This is a genomic window from Paraflavitalea speifideaquila, from assembly GCF_032395985.1.
Classification (GTDB): domain Bacteria; phylum Bacteroidota; class Bacteroidia; order Chitinophagales; family Chitinophagaceae; genus Paraflavitalea; species Paraflavitalea speifideaquila.
The window spans coordinates 7,955,637-7,973,117 of record NZ_CP135920.1; the positions used below are offsets into that span (position 1 = coordinate 7,955,637).

The 17,481-nt window shown below is 44.6% G+C and carries 18 protein-coding genes and 6 pseudogenes; 16 read left to right on the forward strand and 8 right to left on the reverse strand.

Annotation, left to right across the window (positions count from 1 at the left end; genetic code table 11):
* Nucleotides 1-70 precede the first annotated feature (70 nt).
* The 4 genes and pseudogenes from RS881_RS61250 to tnpA (RS881_RS54570) all read right to left on the reverse strand — a co-directional run bounded on the left by RS881_RS61250 (nucleotide 71) and on the right by tnpA (RS881_RS54570) (nucleotide 2,504).
* The gene (locus RS881_RS61250; RefSeq protein ID WP_350340287.1) at nucleotides 71-238 is read right to left on the reverse strand and encodes a transposase domain-containing protein; all 168 of its coding nucleotides are present in this window, start codon (nucleotides 236-238) and stop codon (nucleotides 71-73) included.
* Nucleotides 236-1,674: pseudogene (gene tnpC / locus RS881_RS54560) on the reverse strand (IS66 family transposase); the annotation flags it as partial. The gene RS881_RS61250 and the pseudogene tnpC (RS881_RS54560), both read right to left, overlap by 3 nt.
* Nucleotides 1,675-1,881: 207 nt before the next feature.
* Nucleotides 1,882-2,234 (reverse strand): annotated as a pseudogene (tnpB, locus tag RS881_RS54565) (IS66 family insertion sequence element accessory protein TnpB).
* A gap of 3 nt (nucleotides 2,235-2,237) precedes the next feature.
* The gene (gene tnpA, locus RS881_RS54570) at nucleotides 2,238-2,504 is read right to left on the reverse strand and encodes an IS66 family insertion sequence element accessory protein TnpA (RefSeq protein ID WP_315818468.1); all 267 of its coding nucleotides are present in this window, start codon (nucleotides 2,502-2,504) and stop codon (nucleotides 2,238-2,240) included.
* A 445-nt stretch (nucleotides 2,505-2,949) separates the two neighbouring features.
* On the opposite strand from tnpA (RS881_RS54570), the gene RS881_RS54575 reads away from it, so the two are divergent.
* The 12 genes and pseudogenes from RS881_RS54575 (at nucleotide 2,950) to RS881_RS54625 (ending at nucleotide 10,199) form a co-directional block, all read left to right on the forward strand.
* Nucleotides 2,950-3,417, forward strand: coding sequence for a glycoside hydrolase family 10-like protein (locus RS881_RS54575; RefSeq protein ID WP_315818469.1), 468 nt, complete (start codon nucleotides 2,950-2,952; stop codon nucleotides 3,415-3,417).
* Nucleotides 3,417-4,055, forward strand: a complete 639-nt coding sequence (locus RS881_RS54580) for a glycoside hydrolase family 10-like protein (RefSeq protein ID WP_315818470.1) — start codon at nucleotides 3,417-3,419, stop codon at nucleotides 4,053-4,055. Before RS881_RS54575 ends, RS881_RS54580 begins: the two co-directional genes overlap by 1 nt.
* Before the next feature lie 136 nt (nucleotides 4,056-4,191).
* Nucleotides 4,192-4,803, forward strand: a complete 612-nt coding sequence (locus RS881_RS61255) for a peptidoglycan recognition protein family protein (RefSeq protein ID WP_350340050.1) — start codon at nucleotides 4,192-4,194, stop codon at nucleotides 4,801-4,803.
* Nucleotides 4,791-4,964: a peptidoglycan recognition protein family protein gene (locus RS881_RS61260; RefSeq protein ID WP_350340051.1), complete on the forward strand. Its 174-nt coding sequence runs from the start codon at nucleotides 4,791-4,793 to the stop codon at nucleotides 4,962-4,964. Before RS881_RS61255 ends, RS881_RS61260 begins: the two co-directional genes overlap by 13 nt.
* 220 nt (nucleotides 4,965-5,184) lie before the next feature.
* Entirely contained in the window at nucleotides 5,185-5,433 is a 249-nt protein-coding gene (gene tnpA, locus RS881_RS54590; protein ID WP_315818471.1) for an IS66 family insertion sequence element accessory protein TnpA, read from the forward strand.
* 20 nt (nucleotides 5,434-5,453) lie between these two features.
* Nucleotides 5,454-5,806: pseudogene (gene tnpB, locus RS881_RS61265) on the forward strand (IS66 family insertion sequence element accessory protein TnpB).
* Between the two features lie 263 nt (nucleotides 5,807-6,069).
* Nucleotides 6,070-7,229 (forward strand): annotated as a pseudogene (tnpC, locus tag RS881_RS54600) (IS66 family transposase).
* A 54-nt stretch (nucleotides 7,230-7,283) separates the two neighbouring features.
* Nucleotides 7,284-7,601: an IS66 family insertion sequence element accessory protein TnpA gene (gene tnpA, locus RS881_RS54605; protein WP_315814461.1), complete on the forward strand. Its 318-nt coding sequence runs from the start codon at nucleotides 7,284-7,286 to the stop codon at nucleotides 7,599-7,601.
* A gap of 3 nt (nucleotides 7,602-7,604) precedes the next feature.
* A pseudogene (gene tnpB, locus RS881_RS61270) lies at nucleotides 7,605-7,957 on the forward strand (IS66 family insertion sequence element accessory protein TnpB).
* A 263-nt stretch (nucleotides 7,958-8,220) separates the two neighbouring features.
* Nucleotides 8,221-9,602, forward strand: a pseudogene (tnpC, locus tag RS881_RS54615) (IS66 family transposase); the annotation flags it as partial.
* Complete coding sequence (locus tag RS881_RS54620) at nucleotides 9,603-9,749, forward strand: transposase domain-containing protein (protein ID WP_315824521.1); 147 nt, start codon at nucleotides 9,603-9,605, stop codon at nucleotides 9,747-9,749. It begins immediately after the preceding pseudogene.
* Between the two features lie 75 nt (nucleotides 9,750-9,824).
* A complete protein-coding gene (locus tag RS881_RS54625; protein ID WP_315818472.1) occupies nucleotides 9,825-10,199 on the forward strand; it encodes an IS66 family transposase in 375 nt (124 codons plus the stop codon).
* A 15-nt stretch (nucleotides 10,200-10,214) separates the two neighbouring features.
* On the opposite strand, the gene RS881_RS54630 is transcribed toward RS881_RS54625, so the two are convergent.
* The 4 genes from RS881_RS54630 to RS881_RS54645 form a co-directional block, all read right to left on the reverse strand.
* Complete coding sequence (locus RS881_RS54630) at nucleotides 10,215-10,574, reverse strand: PIN-like domain-containing protein (RefSeq protein ID WP_315818473.1); 360 nt, start codon at nucleotides 10,572-10,574, stop codon at nucleotides 10,215-10,217.
* Complete coding sequence (locus RS881_RS54635) at nucleotides 10,552-10,794, reverse strand: DUF433 domain-containing protein (RefSeq protein WP_315818474.1); 243 nt, start codon at nucleotides 10,792-10,794, stop codon at nucleotides 10,552-10,554. The genes RS881_RS54630 and RS881_RS54635 overlap by 23 nt, the downstream gene beginning before the upstream one ends.
* A 585-nt stretch (nucleotides 10,795-11,379) precedes the next feature.
* Entirely contained in the window at nucleotides 11,380-11,586 is a 207-nt protein-coding gene (locus tag RS881_RS54640) for a hypothetical protein (RefSeq protein WP_315818475.1), read from the reverse strand.
* Nucleotides 11,573-12,085 carry a hypothetical protein gene (locus RS881_RS54645; protein WP_315818476.1) on the reverse strand — a complete coding sequence of 171 codons (513 nt, stop codon included), beginning with the start codon at nucleotides 12,083-12,085 and terminating at the stop codon, nucleotides 11,573-11,575. Before RS881_RS54645 ends, RS881_RS54640 begins: the two co-directional genes overlap by 14 nt.
* A 532-nt stretch (nucleotides 12,086-12,617) precedes the next feature.
* Between RS881_RS54645 and RS881_RS54650 the strand changes: the two genes are divergently transcribed.
* The 4 genes from RS881_RS54650 (at nucleotide 12,618) to RS881_RS54665 (ending at nucleotide 17,334) form a co-directional block, all read left to right on the forward strand.
* The gene (locus tag RS881_RS54650) at nucleotides 12,618-13,190 is read left to right on the forward strand and encodes a carboxypeptidase regulatory-like domain-containing protein (RefSeq protein WP_315818477.1); all 573 of its coding nucleotides are present in this window, start codon (nucleotides 12,618-12,620) and stop codon (nucleotides 13,188-13,190) included.
* The gene (locus tag RS881_RS54655; RefSeq protein ID WP_315818478.1) at nucleotides 13,187-13,489 is read left to right on the forward strand and encodes a TonB-dependent receptor plug domain-containing protein; all 303 of its coding nucleotides are present in this window, start codon (nucleotides 13,187-13,189) and stop codon (nucleotides 13,487-13,489) included. The genes RS881_RS54650 and RS881_RS54655 overlap by 4 nt, the downstream gene beginning before the upstream one ends.
* Nucleotides 13,438-15,630: a SusC/RagA family TonB-linked outer membrane protein gene (locus RS881_RS54660; RefSeq protein WP_315818479.1), complete on the forward strand. Its 2,193-nt coding sequence runs from the start codon at nucleotides 13,438-13,440 to the stop codon at nucleotides 15,628-15,630. Before RS881_RS54655 ends, RS881_RS54660 begins: the two co-directional genes overlap by 52 nt.
* A 159-nt stretch (nucleotides 15,631-15,789) precedes the next feature.
* A complete protein-coding gene (locus RS881_RS54665) occupies nucleotides 15,790-17,334 on the forward strand; it encodes a RagB/SusD family nutrient uptake outer membrane protein (RefSeq protein ID WP_315818480.1) in 1,545 nt (514 codons plus the stop codon).
* Nucleotides 17,335-17,481 lie beyond the last annotated feature (147 nt).

Below are 17,481 nucleotides of genomic sequence, written 5' to 3' on the forward strand. Positions count from 1 at the left end.
ACCTTATCCAGTGAATACTGCGAACCTGGCGCAAGGGTGTGTCTCCGAGTAGCCTAAAAAATCGTATTGTTTAGTTGCCTAATTTTGCTTTAAGCCGTAGTGATGGCTTGTGTTTTTTCCACTGGTGGGGTAAGAGTTTCCTGAGTTGCCCGGTAGTCATCTCGTTGATGTTATGACTAAGCACTTCGCGGAGCCACTCATAAGGGTTTACGGTATTAAGTTTGCAGGTAACCAGCAGCGAGTATAAGAGGCCTGCTCTTTTGGCCGCTTCATGCGAGCCACAGAACAGGTAGTTTTTGCGTCCGACAGCCAGGTTTTTCATACAGCGCTCTATGGGATTATTATCAATATGCAAATGATTAGTAGAGGCATAGAGACTTAAGCCGTCCCAGCGTTTGATGCTGTAAGCTATAGCCTGTGCTATAGGGCTTTTCGGTTTTAGCTTTACATACTCCTGCTTCATCCACTCTCCCAGTTCTTTTAAAATAGGCACAGATTGTTCTGTCCGCCGCACTTTGATCTGGTCCGGGTTGAGCTGCTCTTCTCTACATTGCTCCTCGATCTTATAAAGCTTCGCTATCTCGGTCAAAGCATATTCTGCCCGAACTTTATCATTGCCTTTCGCCTCATAAAAATGACGGCGGGCATGGGCCATACAAAAGAACACATGTATTCCTTTGATGTCCAACTCTTCATAGACATCATAACCATCTACCTGCAAGTGACCCTTAAAATGTTGTAAGATATGTTTGGCTGCCAATGTATCCCTCCCCGATGATAATCAAAGTAGATCAGTTGCCCGTTATGCGTTAAGTACGTCCAGTAATACCCCTGGTGGGTATCTTTCTTCTTATTCCTGTCCAGAACCTGTATGGTTGTTTCATCACCATGCCAATAATCATATTGGTACATCTCATGCAGGTGCAGATGGCCCAGTGGCGCTACCACGTTCGCAACCTGCCGTACCCAATCGGTAATGGTTGAATAAGCAATGGTGACATTACTTCTCTTGAAGCAGTCCAACTGACGATTCAGCGGTTTATGATCTATAAACTTATCTATAATGATCTGTGCTAACAACTCCGGCGTGGCAATGCTCTTAGACAAGGCTTGCTCTGGAAGATGCGCCTGCACTATACGATGCTGATCAGGCCGTTCTGCTACAGAGCATTTATACTGAGGGATAATAGTACGTTGGAGAAATATTTCTCCCGGCTTCCAGCCAAGCTGTTCCTTTACTTCTTCTCCCACCTTCTCGCATCCGCTCACATCTTCCGGAGGCTCTATCACGGTCTCTTCCACCCGTAGATGATCCGGAAAGGCATTGGCTAACCCGTTTTCCCGTTGAACCTGTTTTTGCTTTACGTAACTTATCTTTTGAACATCAGCAAGGTTGGTTGCTTTATACCCCTGCTCAAAGGAAAGGCCTAATTCCTGCTGTTGCTGTAAAGGGGAAGGAACAAACTTCTCAGTCTTAAAACCACCCAGTAACTTCGTTAGTTGATACAATTGATATTGAAGCTGCGTTACCTGATCGCGTAATTCTTTATTGCTTTGTAATAGCTCCTGGTTGTTTTGTAGTAATTGTCCATTATTTTGTTGCTGTAGTTGCAGCATTGGAAGCAGTTGCTCATAGAGCGCTTTGTAATCTATATTTTCTGCTGCTGCTGACATTATACAAAGATAGCCCGGCTATGCATTTAAGCTATATCGTATAACCGAAAGTTATACAGCCGATGCGTGGATAAACCCGCATTCAAAAATGATTTTAAAAAACAGCACCAAAAATGTGGATAACCCGGCCTGTTTTTCTTAAAATAAAAAACGTTGCCATTTTTTCGATGGCAACGTCAAATATATTCAACCCATGATCCATAAGGATTACATCGTACCGATGTACCGCTTTCGAAAAAACGCTTTCTTCAAAGAAACGCCCTGTAAGATCATACTTAATTGTTTAGCCGTAATACTACTGTGAGTGCCTTCCATAATACCTGCCGGTAACTCAAAGGTACCTTCCTCTAATCGCTTATAGTATAAGCTAAAACCATCCCCTTCCCATTCTAACGCCTTCAGGTGCGTTTGCCGTTTGTTCAAAAGATAAATACATCACCCGTCTGAATTTCCATTCCCAGTTCGTTGGTAACAAGCCCGCTCAAACCGTCAAAACTCTTCCTTACATCCGCCCACTTATGATACAACCAGTAATGGGTGCCGTTGTTGATCTGTAACATAAGTTAACTGATTAAAGCTTTTAAAAAACTCACAGATGGCTCCCGGTAAAAACGGATGCCCCGGTATTCCGCAAAGAGATCCTGGGAAATGGAAACCTCTTGCTGCCCTGTCACTGTTAGCAAAGTGAAACTACTTTGATTCTCCATCGGCTTATCTTCCAACCGGGCGTGATATTTCTTCTGCCAGTAGTGATATGTACCAGGTGAAAGATCATACAACTCACAAAAATCTTTTACTGTCATCGAACTGGCTTCATGTTCAGCTATCAACGCGAACATTTTTGCTCCTTCGATAAGCCACTTGATTGCTTTTGTTCCATACGTTTACATTTTGATAAGCCCAAAAAAGTAAACTTTTTTATAATATCTTAATTTTTAGCTACTCGGAGGTACACGCGCAAGGTACAAAGGTGGGTCGCTCTGTCGCCCGGCGAATGCAGCGTTGTAGAGCGGCTCACCTTCTTCAGGATCCGACTACCGTTTCACAACTCCATTGCAGGTTCCTGTAACTTCCACCTGGTAATACAATCTCAAAGCGAAAAGCCCTCGACAAATCCCGCAACAAACTGCACTTTTTAAGCGAATTTAAACCGGCAGTACAGCTTTCATTTCCTGGTACTTGTATCTTTAGCCCTCACTGCAAAACAGCGTTTCAATACCGTATTATGGTCAACAAATTATTATCCTTTTTACTGCTCTTGCCATTGTCTTTTTAGTGCAAGCTTGCACTTCCTCCAAATCAGCAACAAAACAACAAGCAGCAGCTACTGCTGCACCTGGCTCCTTACCCAAGGCATCCCGTGAGTTTCGCGCAGCCTGGGTGGCCACTGTAGCCAATATCAACTGGCCCAGCAAACCTGGCCTCACTACCGATCAACAAAAGCAGGAAGCCATCGCCTTACTCGATTACCTGAAAGCCAATAATTTCAATGCCGTTGTTTTCCAGGTAAGACCACAAGCCGATGCCTTATACAAAAGCGACCTCGAACCCTGGTCCTATTACCTCACCGGTGTACAAGGCAAGGCGCCCACCCCTTATTATGATCCCTTACAGTTCTGGACCGAAGCTGCCCACGACCGTGGATTGGAATTACACGTATGGCTCAACCCTTATCGTGCCCATCATACCGTTGGCGGCGAAGTATCCGATAGCTCCATCGTTAAAAAAGACCCGAACTGGTAGTGAAACTAAAGCAGGGCAATTATTGGTGGTTCGATCCCGCCCTCAAAGGCACCCAGGACCATTCCGCTGCCGTAGTGATGGACATTGTAAAACGCTATGATATTGATGGCGTTCATTTCGACGACTATTTTTATCCCTATCCCGACTACAATAAAGGCGAAGATTTTCCCGATAGCGCCAGCTATGCAGTCTATAAAGCAGGTGGTGGCAAACTGGAAAGAGGCGATTGGCGCCGGGATGCCGTCAACAAGTTCATTGAGCGTTTGTATAAAGAGATCAAGCACGAAAAGAAACATGTGAAATTTGGCTTGAGCCCCTTTGGTATCTGGCGTCCCGGTTATCCCGAATACGTAGCAGGTTTTGATCAATACAGCGTACTCTATGCCGATGCCAAACTGTGGTTGAACAAAGGATGGATAGATTATTTCTCTCCTCAATTGTATTGGCCCATCAGTCGCCAAATGCAATCCTTCCCCATCCTGCTAGGCTGGTGGGCTGCCGAAAACACCCAGAGCAGGCACTTATGGCCAGGCATGAGCGTGGGCACCGATACCAGCATCCGGAATGTAAATGAGATCATCGGTCAAATTATGACCACCCGTGGTATGTTGCCCAATAGTGCCGGCGCCATCCATTGAGTATTTCACAACTCACCAAGAGCCCGCAAATGACCAATGGCATCATCAATGGCCCCTATAAAAACAAGCCCTGATACCGGCTAGCCCTTGGCTGGATGACAAAGCCCCTGATGCCCCGGCCGTTAGCCTCGACCAGTTGGGCAATGCTTTAAAGGTAAGCTGGACCCATCCCGATGACAAAGATGTATTTCATTATGTAGTGTATGGCAAGTTCAAAGACAATGCAGGCAACATCAGCTGGAAGTATAAGATCATGAACCGCAATGACCGGTCTACCACCTTTGAATTACCGGCCGATAAAAACATGCCTACCCATATTGTGGTAACAGCAGTAGACCGCAACGGCAATGAGAGTACCTATCAAGAAATAGAAAATACCATTAAGATCGTGGGCACGAGTGCAGTCATCGTGCCCCGCTCCGGGTGGAATGCAGCAGCCCCCAAAGCATTCCGGCAGCATACACCCGTAAAGATTACCATCCACCATGAGGGCACCGCCTTCGATTCTTCCAAAGATGCTGCTAAGCACATTAAGAATGTACAAACCTGGGGTATGGGCAAAGACAGGAACTGGGCTGATATCCCTTATCATTTTTTGGTGGCTCCCGATGGAACCATTTATGAGGGCAGGGACGTATATACTGTTGGCGAAACCGCTACCGAGTATGATCCTGCAGGCCATTTGCTCATCTCCTGCCTGGGCAATTTTGAAGAACAGGAAGTCCCCAAAAACAATTGGAAGCCCTGACCAAACTCATTGCCTATTGCGTTAAAAGATACAATATACCCGCCGAAACCATCGCCTCCCACAAAGACCATTCAGCAAAAACCGATTGTCCCGGCAAAAACCTCTATCAGTATTTACAAAATGGATACATCAAAACAAGGGTGAAGCAGTTGGTCAACTAACTCCCTTCTCGGTTATAATGAAAGTCTAGCGATCTTTCTTGGAGTAATTGTGTAGGCAAGCGGTCTTTTATTTTCCTTGATTATTTCAATAATATCCGTGTACCTCCGAGTAGCTAAAAATTAAGATATTATAAAAAGTTTACTTTTGGGCTTATCAAAAATGTAAACGTATGGAACAAAAGCAATCAAGTGGCTTATCGAAGGAGCAAAAATGTTCGCGTTGATAGCTGAACATGAAGCCAGTTCGATGACAGTAAAAGATTTTTGTGAGTTGTATGATCTTTCACCTGGTACATATCACTACTGGCAGAAGAAATATCACGCCCGGTTGGAAGATAAGCCGATGGAGAATCAAAGTAGTTTCACTTTGCTAACAGTGACAGGGCAGCAAGAGGTTTCCATTTCCCAGGATCTCTTTGCGGAATACCGGGGCATCCGTTTTTACCGGGAGCCATCTGTGAGTTTTTAAAAGCTTTAATCAGTTAACTTATGTTACAGATCAACAACGGCACCCATTACTGGTTGTATCATAAGTGGGCGGATGTAAGGAAGAGTTTTGACGGTTTGAGCGGGCTTGTTACCAACGAACTGGGAATGGAAATTCAGACGGGTGATGTATTTATCTTTTGAACAAACGGCAAACGCACCTGAAGGCGTTAGAATGGGAAGGGGATGGTTTTAGCTTATACTATAAGCGATTAGAGGAAGGTACCTTTGAGTTACCGGCAGGTATTATGGAAGGCACTCACAGTAGTATTACGGCTAAACAATTAAGTATGATCTTACAGGGCGTTTCTTTGAAGAAAGCGTTTTTTCGAAAGCGGTACATCGGTACGATGTAATCCTTATGGATCATGGGTTGAATATATTTGACGTTGCCATCGAAAAATGGCAACGTTTTTATTTTAAGAAAAACAGGCCGGGTTATCCACATTTTTTGGTGCTGTTTTTTAAAATCATTTTTGAATGCGGGTTTATCCACGCATCGGCTGTATAACTTTCGGTTATACGATATAGCTTAAATGCATAGCCGGGCTATCTTTGTATAATGTCAGCAGCAGCAGAAAATATAGATTACAAAGCGCTCTATGAGCAACTGCTTCCAATGCTGCAACTACAGCAACAAAATAATGGACAATTACTACAAAACAACCAGGAGCTATTACAAAGCAATAAAGAATTACGCGATCAGGTAACGCAGCTTCAATATCAATTGTATCAACTAACGAAGTTACTGGGTGGTTTTAAGACTGAGAAGTTTGTTCCTTCCCCTTTACAGCAACAGCAGGAATTAGGCCTTTCCTTTGAGCAGGGGTATAAAGCAACCAACCTTGCTGATGTTCAAAAGATAAGTTACGTAAAGCAAAAACAGGTTCAACGGGAAAACGGGTTAGCCAATGCCTTTCCGGATCATCTACGGGTGGAAGAGACCGTGATAGAGCCTCCGGAAGATGTGAGCGGATGCGAGAAGGTGGGAGAAGAAGTAAAGGAACAGCTTGGCTGGAAGCCGGGAGAAATATTTCTCCAACGTACTATTATCCCTCAGTATAAATGCTCTGTAGCAGAACGGCCTGATCAGCATCGTATAGTGCAGGCGCATCTTCCAGAGCAAGCCTTGTCTAAGAGCATTGCCACGCCGGAGTTGTTAGCACAGATCATTATAGATAAGTTTATAGATCATAAACCGCTGAATCGTCAGTTGGACTGCTTCAAGAGAAGTAATGTCACCATTGCTTATTCAACCATTACCGATTGGGTACGGCAGGTTGCGAACGTGGTAGCGCCACTGGGCCATCTGCACCTGCATGAGATGTACCAATATGATTATTGGCATGGTGATGAAACAACCATACAGGTTCTGGACAGGAATAAGAAGAAAGATACCCACCAGGGGTATTACTGGACGTACTTAACGCATAACGGGCAACTGATCTACTTTGATTATCATCGGGGAGGGATACATTGGCAGCCAAACATATCTTACAACATTTTAAGGGTCACTTGCAGGTAGATGGTTATGATGTCTATGAAGAGTTGGACATCAAAGGAATACATGTGTTCTTTTGTATGGCCCATGCCCGCCGTCATTTTTATGAGGCGAAAGGCAATGATAAAGTTCGGGCAGAATATGCTTTGACCGAGATAGCGAAGCTTTATAAGATCGAGGAGCAATGTAGAGAAGAGCAGCTCAACCCGGACCAGATCAAAGTGCGGCGGACAGAACAATCTGTGCCTATTTTAAAAGGTGTACCTCCGAGTAGCTAAAAATTAAGATATTATAAAAAGTTTACTTTTTGGGCTTATCAAAAATGTAAACGTATGGAACAAAAGCAATCAAGTGGCTTATCGAAGGAGCAAAAAATGTTCGCGTTGATAGCTGAACATGAAGCCAGTTCGATGACAGTAAAAGATTTTTGTGAGTTGTATGATCTTTCACCTGGTACATATCACTACTGGCAGAAGAAATATCACGCCCGGTTGGAAGATAAGCCGATGGAGAATCAAAGTAGTTTCACTTTGCTAACAGTGACAGGGCAGCAAGAGGTTTCCATTTCCCAGGATCTCTTTGCGGAATACCGGGGCATCCGTTTTTACCGGGAGCCATCTGTGAGTTTTTTAAAAGCTTTAATCAGTTAACTTATGTTACAGATCAACAACGGCACCCATTACTGGTTGTATCATAAGTGGGCGGATGTAAGGAAGAGTTTTGACGGTTTGAGCGGGCTTGTTACCAACGAACTGGGAATGGAAATTCAGACGGGTGATGTATTTATCTTTTGAACAAACGGCAAACGCACCTGAAGGCGTTAGAATGGGAAGGGGATGGTTTTAGCTTATACTATAAGCGATTAGAGGAAGGTACCTTTGAGTTACCGGCAGGTATTATGGAAGGCACTCACAGTAGTATTACGGCTAAACAATTAAGTATGATCTTACAGGGCGTTTCTTTGAAGAAAGCGTTTTTTCGAAAGCGGTACATCGGTACGATGTAATCCTTATGGATCATGGGTTGAATATATTTGACGTTGCCATCGAAAAATGGCAACGTTTTTTATTTTAAGAAAAACAGGCCGGGTTATCCACATTTTTGGTGCTGTTTTTTAAAATCATTTTTGAATGCGGGTTTATCCACGCATCGGCTGTATAACTTTCGGTTATACGATATAGCTTAAATGCATAGCCGGGCTATCTTTGTATAATGTCAGCAGCAGCAGAAAATATAGATTACAAAGCGCTCTATGAGCAACTGCTTCCAATGCTGCAACTACAGCAACAAAATAATGGACAATTACCACAAAACAACCAGGAGCTATTACAAAGCAATAAAGAATTACGCGATCAGGTAACGCAGCTTCAATATCAATTGTATCAACTAACGAAGTTACTGGGTGGTTTTAAGACTGAGAAGTTTGTTCCTTCCCCTTTACAGCAACAGCAGGAATTAGGCCTTTCCTTTGAGCAGGGGTATAAAGCAACCAACCTTGCTGATGTTCAAAAGATAAGTTACGTAAAGCAAAAACAGGTTCAACGGGAAAACGGGTTAGCCAATGCCTTTCCGGATCATCTACGGGTGGAAGAGACCGTGATAGAGCCTCCGGAAGATGTGAGCGGATGCGAGAAGGTGGGAGAAGAAGTAAAGGAACAGCTTGGCTGGAAGCCGGGAGAAATATTTCTCCAACGTACTATTATCCCTCAGTATAAATGCTCTGTAGCAGAACGGCCTGATCAGCATCGTATAGTGCAGGCGCATCTTCCAGAGCAAGCCTTGTCTAAGAGCATTGCCACGCCGGAGTTGTTAGCACAGATCATTATAGATAAGTTTATAGATCATAAACCGCTGAATCGTCAGTTGGACTGCTTCAAGAGAAGTAATGTCACCATTGCTTATTCAACCATTACCGATTGGGTACGGCAGGTTGCGAACGTGGTAGCGCCACTGGGCCATCTGCACCTGCATGAGATGTACCAATATGATTATTGGCATGGTGATGAAACAACCATACAGGTTCTGGACAGGAATAAGAAGAAAGATACCCACCAGGGGTATTACTGGACGTACTTAACGCATAACGGGCAACTGATCTACTTTGATTATCATCGGGGAGGGATACATTGGCAGCCAAACATATCTTACAACATTTTAAGGGTCACTTGCAGGTAGATGGTTATGATGTCTATGAAGAGTTGGACATCAAAGGAATACATGTGTTCTTTTGTATGGCCCATGCCCGCCGTCATTTTTATGAGGCGAAAGGCAATGATAAAGTTCGGGCAGAATATGCTTTGACCGAGATAGCGAAGCTTTATAAGATCGAGGAGCAATGTAGAGAAGAGCAGCTCAACCCGGACCAGATCAAAGTGCGGCGGACAGAACAATCTGTGCCTATTTTAAAAGAACTGGGAGAGTGGATGAAGCAGGAGTATGTAAAGCTAAAACCGAAAAGCCCTATAGCACAGGCTATAGCTTACAGCATCAAACGCTGGGACGGCTTAAGTCTCTATGCCTCTACTAATCATTTGCATATTGATAATAATCCCATAGAGCGCTGTATGAAAAACCTGGCTGTCGGACGCAAAAACTACCTGTTCTGTGGCTCGCATGAAGCGGCCAAAAGAGCAGGCCTCTTATACTCGCTGCTGGTTACCTGCAAACTTAATACCGTAAACCCTTATGAGTGGCTCCGCGAAGTGCTTAGTCATAACATCAACGAGATGACTACCGGGCAACTCAGGAAACTCTTACCCCACCAGTGGAAAAAAACACAAGCCATCACTACGGCTTAAAGCAAAATTAGGCAACTAAACAATACGATTTTTTAGGCTACTCGGAGACACACTTTAAAAGAACTGGGAGAGTGGATGAAGCAGGAGTATGTAAAGCTAAAACCGAAAAGCCCTATAGCACAGGCTATAGCTTACAGCATCAAACGCTGGGACGGCTTAAGTCTCTATGCCTCTACTAATCATTTGCATATTGATAATAATCCCATAGAGCGCTGTATGAAAAACCTGGCTGTCGGACGCAAAAACTACCTGTTCTGTGGCTCGCATGAAGCGGCCAAAAGAGCAGGCCTCTTATACTCGCTGCTGGTTACCTGCAAACTTAATACCGTAAACCCTTATGAGTGGCTCCGCGAAGTGCTTAGTCATAACATCAACGAGATGACTACCGGGCAACTCAGGAAACTCTTACCCCACCAGTGGAAAAAAACACAAGCCATCACTACGGCTTAAAGCAAAATTAGGCAACTAAACAATACGATTTTTTAGGCTACTCGGAGACACACTAATATCCGGCCATTTTGAAATAACAATTTGTACTTTATCCCAATATCGATAACTCTTGGGCAAATCCAGAAAAAAAGCCCCTAAGTGATGTTCTGTGAGCAACTGTGCTTGTTGTCTGGTTTTGGTAATCTTGATATCCTGGGTTATGAAAACACCTCTTCGCTTCCCCCACGCTGGTATCCAATCTTCATCTTTCACACCCTTATTGAATTCCTTTGAAATGGATGTTACGACTATTCCATTATCTAATGGGAATTGTAACTTATCTAACCCTTCAGCCAAATATTCTGATAGATTTTCATCGATTAAAACCTGTATCATGCAGCTGCGTTATGATTAAAAAGTCGATTGCATCGTTTATTTCCCTAACAGAAACATTATATAATCGGGATATAAATTGCTTATTCTCTCCTGCATTATACAAATCATAAATTGTTTCCGCCAAAAGGTTAGTTTTCTCTATAACCGGCTGGCCAAATTGATGATGAGGATCTACAACAATATGGCGGTCTTTTTCCCAATGGCCAATATCGTTCAGCAAGATGAGTTTCAGAAAATTCAATTCGCTTACAGAAAGATTCAATTATTTGTTTAAAAACAATCTGTTGACTATTATCTGCATTAATTGTGGTTCCATCATACAATGAGTAGATTATTTTCTTACCGTCTGTTAGAACCTCGGAAGAGGCGAATGGATAGGGGGTATTAAGTTGATCAGCCATTACCTCATGAGCACGTAATATTGTTTTTGTGCTAACCTTTAAATTCCGTAACTGATAAAAACGAAGAATTCAATGAGCGTATAAAAATTTGTCGCTTTGTTTCTGCCCGTTCCCCACGAATACTTCTCTTTGTGCTTCTCCCCAAACGAAGATCCCAATATTCATTCAACCAACTTCGAATTTTAGATTGAGGTAAACGTAGGATCAAAGCAAGATCAGGTATTGAATAAATACCATTTCCCAACTTTATATCGTTCTCAATTTTTGACATCAAATAAAAATACACTGATGATAGTAGAAACAAAAATACTAAATAATATAGTAATAATTACTAATTTAACGCCAACAATTATCTAAATTAAGGGCATCGCACTTTTGCCAGCTTTTAGCACAAGAGTATTGCCTTATTCCTTAACTCCCTTCCCCACCTTTACCACTTTCATAGCCTGGTATTTGGCAGCATGCTCCACATCTTTACCCAAACATTTCAACTTGAGTATCGCCATCCAGTGATCTTTAACCGGCAATTGAGCCGACAACACAACATCATGTAATTTCTGCGCTCCCGCTCCAAAAGGAAAAGACTCCGATACAGTACTATCTACCCGCAAACTTTTTTGCATTACCAGGATCACCCCACAATAAAATGATCTCCGCAAAATAACCTGTCGCTAGTGGACTGTGCCGCCTTATATTTAAGGTACCCAACCTCACATTGATGTACAACACCCCTTTTTCCTCCTTCACCATCCAGCTCCCTTTATACAGCTTCGCCATTTTGTATTCACTTTCCTGGAAGTCCAGACTATTCAGGTTTGTATAATCCATTCTGTTATTAGCAGCCATTGATTTCTTAAAAGCGCCTGCCATCTTCGCCATCGTTCGCCGCAAAAGAAGATCCTGTGTAAAGGGCTGCAACTTGACCATTACCCGGCTCGCCGCCTCATTCGTTATCCGCGTATTGTTCGCATTCATTTGTAACACACTATTCAGGATCGGCTCCCGCTTCCTTCGCCAATAGCCCCCTTCAATCGTTTCTACCCAACTGTACCGGTCTGGATCAGGGCAAGGAGGCCGATCCGTCCACCTTCGCTTTTTCTTTTTAGCCATACTGGTCGGTTTTTAATGGAATTATGAATCAATTATCTCCAATTTACAAAATTTACATATATTATATACCATAATATAAGAAAAGCTGACGAGGACCTGTAGAGGACCTGACGAGGAGTTGACGAGGACATGATGAGGTCCAAACCCTCATATCAGCCATAGATTACCCTCATATCACCCATATACTATCCACTAACCACCCTACACAACCCCTCACGATACATACAACCACTGAATAGGTCCCAAGTGTAGTTTAGTACAATACCCAGGCAACTCACAGAGAAGTAGTAAACAAGGAACCTAACAGTCCGGCACAATACACCTAGACTATCCCAACAATTGCGCATACACCGCCCCGTAAAACAATCCCCAAAAGCTGGACTCCTGACCCACTTTTATTACGAAACCGGTTTCGTAATAAGATAAAAGATAATATTTAGTTCTCATTAACTTAACTCATTCATAATCCAACCATCAATCCATACCCACAGATTTCTAACAACTTTGCAACTCAATTAAAATTAGCGCCAAAATGAAATTAATCAACCCACGGGTTACCATGTGGGGTGTACTGCTATTGCTGCACCTGATCATGTATGCTACGGCATATTCCCAAACCAACCAGGCAACCGCTAGAGGAACCGTATTGAATGAAGCCGATGCCCCCATGCCCGGTGTTACGGTGATAATAGCTAAAGAAAAATCCGCTTTTAAAAGATCAGCTCAAACCGATTCAAAAGGAACATTTGAATTTAAAGGACTCGATGCCTCAGGCACTTACACTTTTACCTTTTCCCACGTAGGCTATGCCGAAAAAGTAGTTTCCGGCAAACCCGATGCTTCAGGCAATATTACCCTGGAGGCAAAACTGGAACAATCAGCCTCCAACACTGCTGCCGAAGTAGTAGTGGTAGGATATGGTAAATCCACCAAACGCGACGTTACCGGATCGGTTAAATCGGTGAAGAGTACCGATTTCAACCGCGGTATCATCAACTCACCCGAAGAACTCCTCCAGGGAAAAGTATCCGGTGTAAATATTACCTCTGCCACCGGCGAACCAGGCGGTATGCAAAAGTTACCGTACGCGGCCCTGGAAGCTTGAGGGCCGATGCGGCACCCCTCTTTGTTGTAGATGGAATGGCCCTCGACAACAACACCACCGGCGGTGCCTCCAATCCACTCGCTTTTATCAATCCACAGGATATTGAATCTATCGACGTATTGAAAGATGCATCCGCTACCGCCATCTATGGAGCCCGCGGCGCCAACGGCGTAGTACTGGTCACCACCAAAGGGGCAAAGCTGGCGTCAGCACCACCAATTATACCTTCAGTGGCGGCATCAGTAAAATGGCTGGCAAACTGCCCGTATTTGGAGCAGAAGAATACAAAAAACAAGTAACAGCCCTCGGCGGTACAGTAGAGGATTTTAAAGGCGCTATCGACTGGCAGGATGAAGTCAGCCGTACCGCATTTACCCAAAATCACAACCTTAGCCTATCAGGTGGAACCAATAAGTTTAATTACTTCGGCTCCCTCGGTATGCAAATACAGGAAGGTATCCTGAAAGGCAATGAGATCAAAAGGTACAACGGCCGTATCAACCTTTCCCAGAAACTGCTCGACGACAAATTGGTGATCGAGGTAAACTTAAGCGCTAATAATACCGTCAACCTCCGCCCAAGTATCGGCGGCCTTATCGGCGGCGCTATCTCTACCAATCCTACCATCCCAGCTTATGGCACCGATGGCAAACCCTATGTTTTCCAAAATGGCATCAACCCATTGACTGTACTGGCCCTGGAAAAAGACCTTACCACCATCAACCGTGTACTGGGTAATGTAAGCGGTGCTTTAACCCTTACCAAAGGACTGGTATACAAACTGAATTTCGGCATCGACAATGCTACCGGTAATAGAGATATCCAATCACTGCCCAATTCCGTTCCCTTGCGTCCGGGCAGGCTCGAAACCTATAACAACGTCAATCGCAACCACCTGATCGAGCATACCCTCAATTATTCCACTACTATCGACAGGCACAAGCTCACCGCCCTCGCAGGATATTCTTACCAAAAGATATTTGTGCAAACAAGGGCTACCAGCATCAACAATTTTGCGATCTCTGATATAGAGCCCCTCTACAACCCAGGGCTCGGACAGGAATTAACCCTCGCCGGTAACAAGCCCTCCGGTTCGGCCTATATCAACGAACTGCAATCTTACTTTGGAAGGGTGAATTATCAATACAATGACCGCTACCTGTTTACCGCTTCAATCCGGGCCGATGGTTCTTCCAAATTCGGCGCCAACAACAAATACGGTTATTATCCTTCATTCGCCGGCGCATGGATACTTTCCAAAGAATCCTTCCTGGAAAATTCCTTCTTCCATAATTTGAAGCTGCGGGCAGGGTGGGGGCAAACCGGTAACCAGGAAATTCCTCCCAAGATCACCCAGGCCTTATTTACCTCACAGGTATCAGGAACCACCAGCTATCCCCTCTACCCCGGTACTGCTTACCCCGCTGGTACTACCTATAACAGGTTTGCCAATCCCGACATTCAGTGGGAAGTATCTACTCAAACCGATGTGGGCGTAGACTTTGAATTATTCAAAGGTGCATTAAGCGGAACCGTTGATTACTTTAGAAAAGTATCCAACAATATCCTCCTCCAGATCATACCCGCCGATCCTATCCAACCAGCCAATACCACCTGGAGCAATATTAAGGATATGGACATCATTAACCAGGGTGTGGAAGCCGACCTGAACTATAGGCATACTACCCCCGGCGGCTTCACCTATTCAGTAGGTGGTAATATTACCTTCATTGACAACAAGGTGAAAAATTCACCTTACTCAGTCATCGCCTCTGGTTTTGCTCAAGGTGCGGGCCTCACCAGCTCACCCGTAAATGGCTATATCAACAACCAACCCATCGGAACCTACTACCTCAAAGAGTTTATTGGTTTTGATGCCAATGGTAAAAGCGCCTATAGGGATGTAAACAATGACGGTCTTATCAACGACTACGACCGTTTGCCAATAGGAACAGCCCTGCCCAACCGCACTTACAACCTGTTCTTTACACTGGCCTATAAAGGGTTCGACCTGGCCGCCAACCTCAATGGCGTATCAGGCAATAAGATCTACGACAATACCGCCAATTCCAATTTCTATAAACTGTTGCTGTCTAAAGGAGTAAATACAACCGCCGAAGCCATCAAATACCCCGAAGAGGCCAAAACCAATGATGCACCCATTTCTTCCCGGTTCGTGAAAGATGGAAAATATTTCCGCTTCAACAACCTGGCCATCGGATACAACTTCAATCCAGCCAAAATGGGCCTTTCCAAATGGGTATCTGCCATCCGTGTATCACTCACCGGCCAGAACCTGTTTGTGATCACACCTTATGATGGATATGATCCCGAAGTGAATATCGACCGCCAGGATGGAGGCGTATCCTCTTACGGTATTGATTACCTCAGCTATCCCAAAGCAAGGTCATTCCTCTTTGGTCTTAACGTAACATTCTAAAGCGATTTAACATGAAGAAGCAATCATTTATACTTCCACTCCTTATAACTGCACTGGTAGCAGGTACCGGTTGCACCAAACTGAATGAAAAGATCCTCGACGAAACATCGTCTGTAGGTCTTACTGATAAAGCAAATTGCCGAAGGTATTATCGCACCTGTGTATGCCCAGTTGCCCAATATCTTCTTGCACACCAACTACCTGGCCCTCCAGGAAATATCTACCGATGAAGCCATCCTGCCTTACCGCGGTGGCACCGATTGGGGCGATAACGGTATCTATATCGCCATGCACACCCACAACTTTACCACGACCGATCCCAATATCAGGAACACCTGGAACTTCATCACCCAGTCCATTTCCAGGTCTATTACAGCACTGAAAACCCTGCCTACCTCTAAAGACCCTTCTGCCAAAACGTTCCTGGCCGAAGCAAGGGCTATGCGGGCTTATTACAATATGCTGTCGCTCGACCTGTTTGGAATTGTGTTTTCTAAAGACGAACCCCTGGAAACATCTGTTATCCTGAGAGGCACCCAGGCAGTAGAATATATCAAGAGCGAACTGCTGGCCGCCGAGCCCAACCTCGAAAGCACAGCAACCCATGGCCGCATGTCCAAAGAAGCCTGCTGGGGTATCCTCGCCCGCCTGTACCTCAACACCGCCGTGTACAAGGATATCTATGCTACCCAATTCAATTTCCCGGCAGCCGATATGGACAAAGTGATCGAGTATTGCGGTAAGATCATCGCCACCAACAAATACAAGTTGTCACCAGAATACTTTTCCATCTTCGACGATAACAACGACACCAATAAGGAGATCATCTTCGCCGTTGACCAGCGCGCTGACCTCAACGGTCACAACCGCATGGCCTACTTCTCCCTTTCCGGTGATCAATTTCCTTTACCCGATTATGTAAATGCCAATGGTACCGATGGCCCCGCCATTACCTCCGATTTTTACCAATCATGGGTAAGCGCATACGGCACTATCGATCCCGCTGTGGCCGATCCCCGGTTCTTCAAACAAAACCTTGGTATTTACACCAATCCAGCCGATAGCTGCGTACCTGCCGCTCAATTCAATATCAACCGTGGCATCCTGCGTGGTCAACAATATGGCCTTATCCGCAAAGGTGGTGTGTTTGTAAAATGCGTCAATGGCAATATGAAAGTAGGGCCCCTGTTTCACGATACCCGTACCAGGCCTACATTGCCTGTGATCTTCACCGAGAAAGTGGATTATACCACCGAAGGCAGCAACTACCCTTCCGGCTACCGCGTATCCAAATATGAGTTCAGCCGTAAATCAGTTAGTGGCCGCAACTTTGGCGAAGCCAATATTGTGATCCTGCGCCTGGCCGATGTTTATCACATGCTTGCCGAGGCAAAACTGCGCAAGAACAATGATGCCGGTGGCGCCTTGAATGATGTCAATACCGTAAGAGCTTCACGCACTGCCAGGCAGCTTCCTCCTGCACTCTCCAGCATGAACCTCGATATCCTTTTCAGGGAACGTGGATTTGAATTTTATTGGGAATGCCTCAGAAGAACAGATATGATACGCTTTGGCAAATACGAAGGCACCTGGACAGAGAAAAACAACAACAATCCCAAGAAAAGACTCTTCCCTATTCCTCAAACAGCAATCGACGCTGCCAACAATATCAAGGATTACCTGAAGCAGAACGATAGCTATTAAGCTTCGAAAGCAACAGCGTTCCGAGAGAGGTGACACCTTTTTCTCCGTCGAAAAAGAAAGGTGTCACCTCTTTTCAAAAGGGTGTCTTCGCTTATACGAAGACACCCTTTTGCATTACTGCCAGGCCTGGACTATAAAAATCAATTG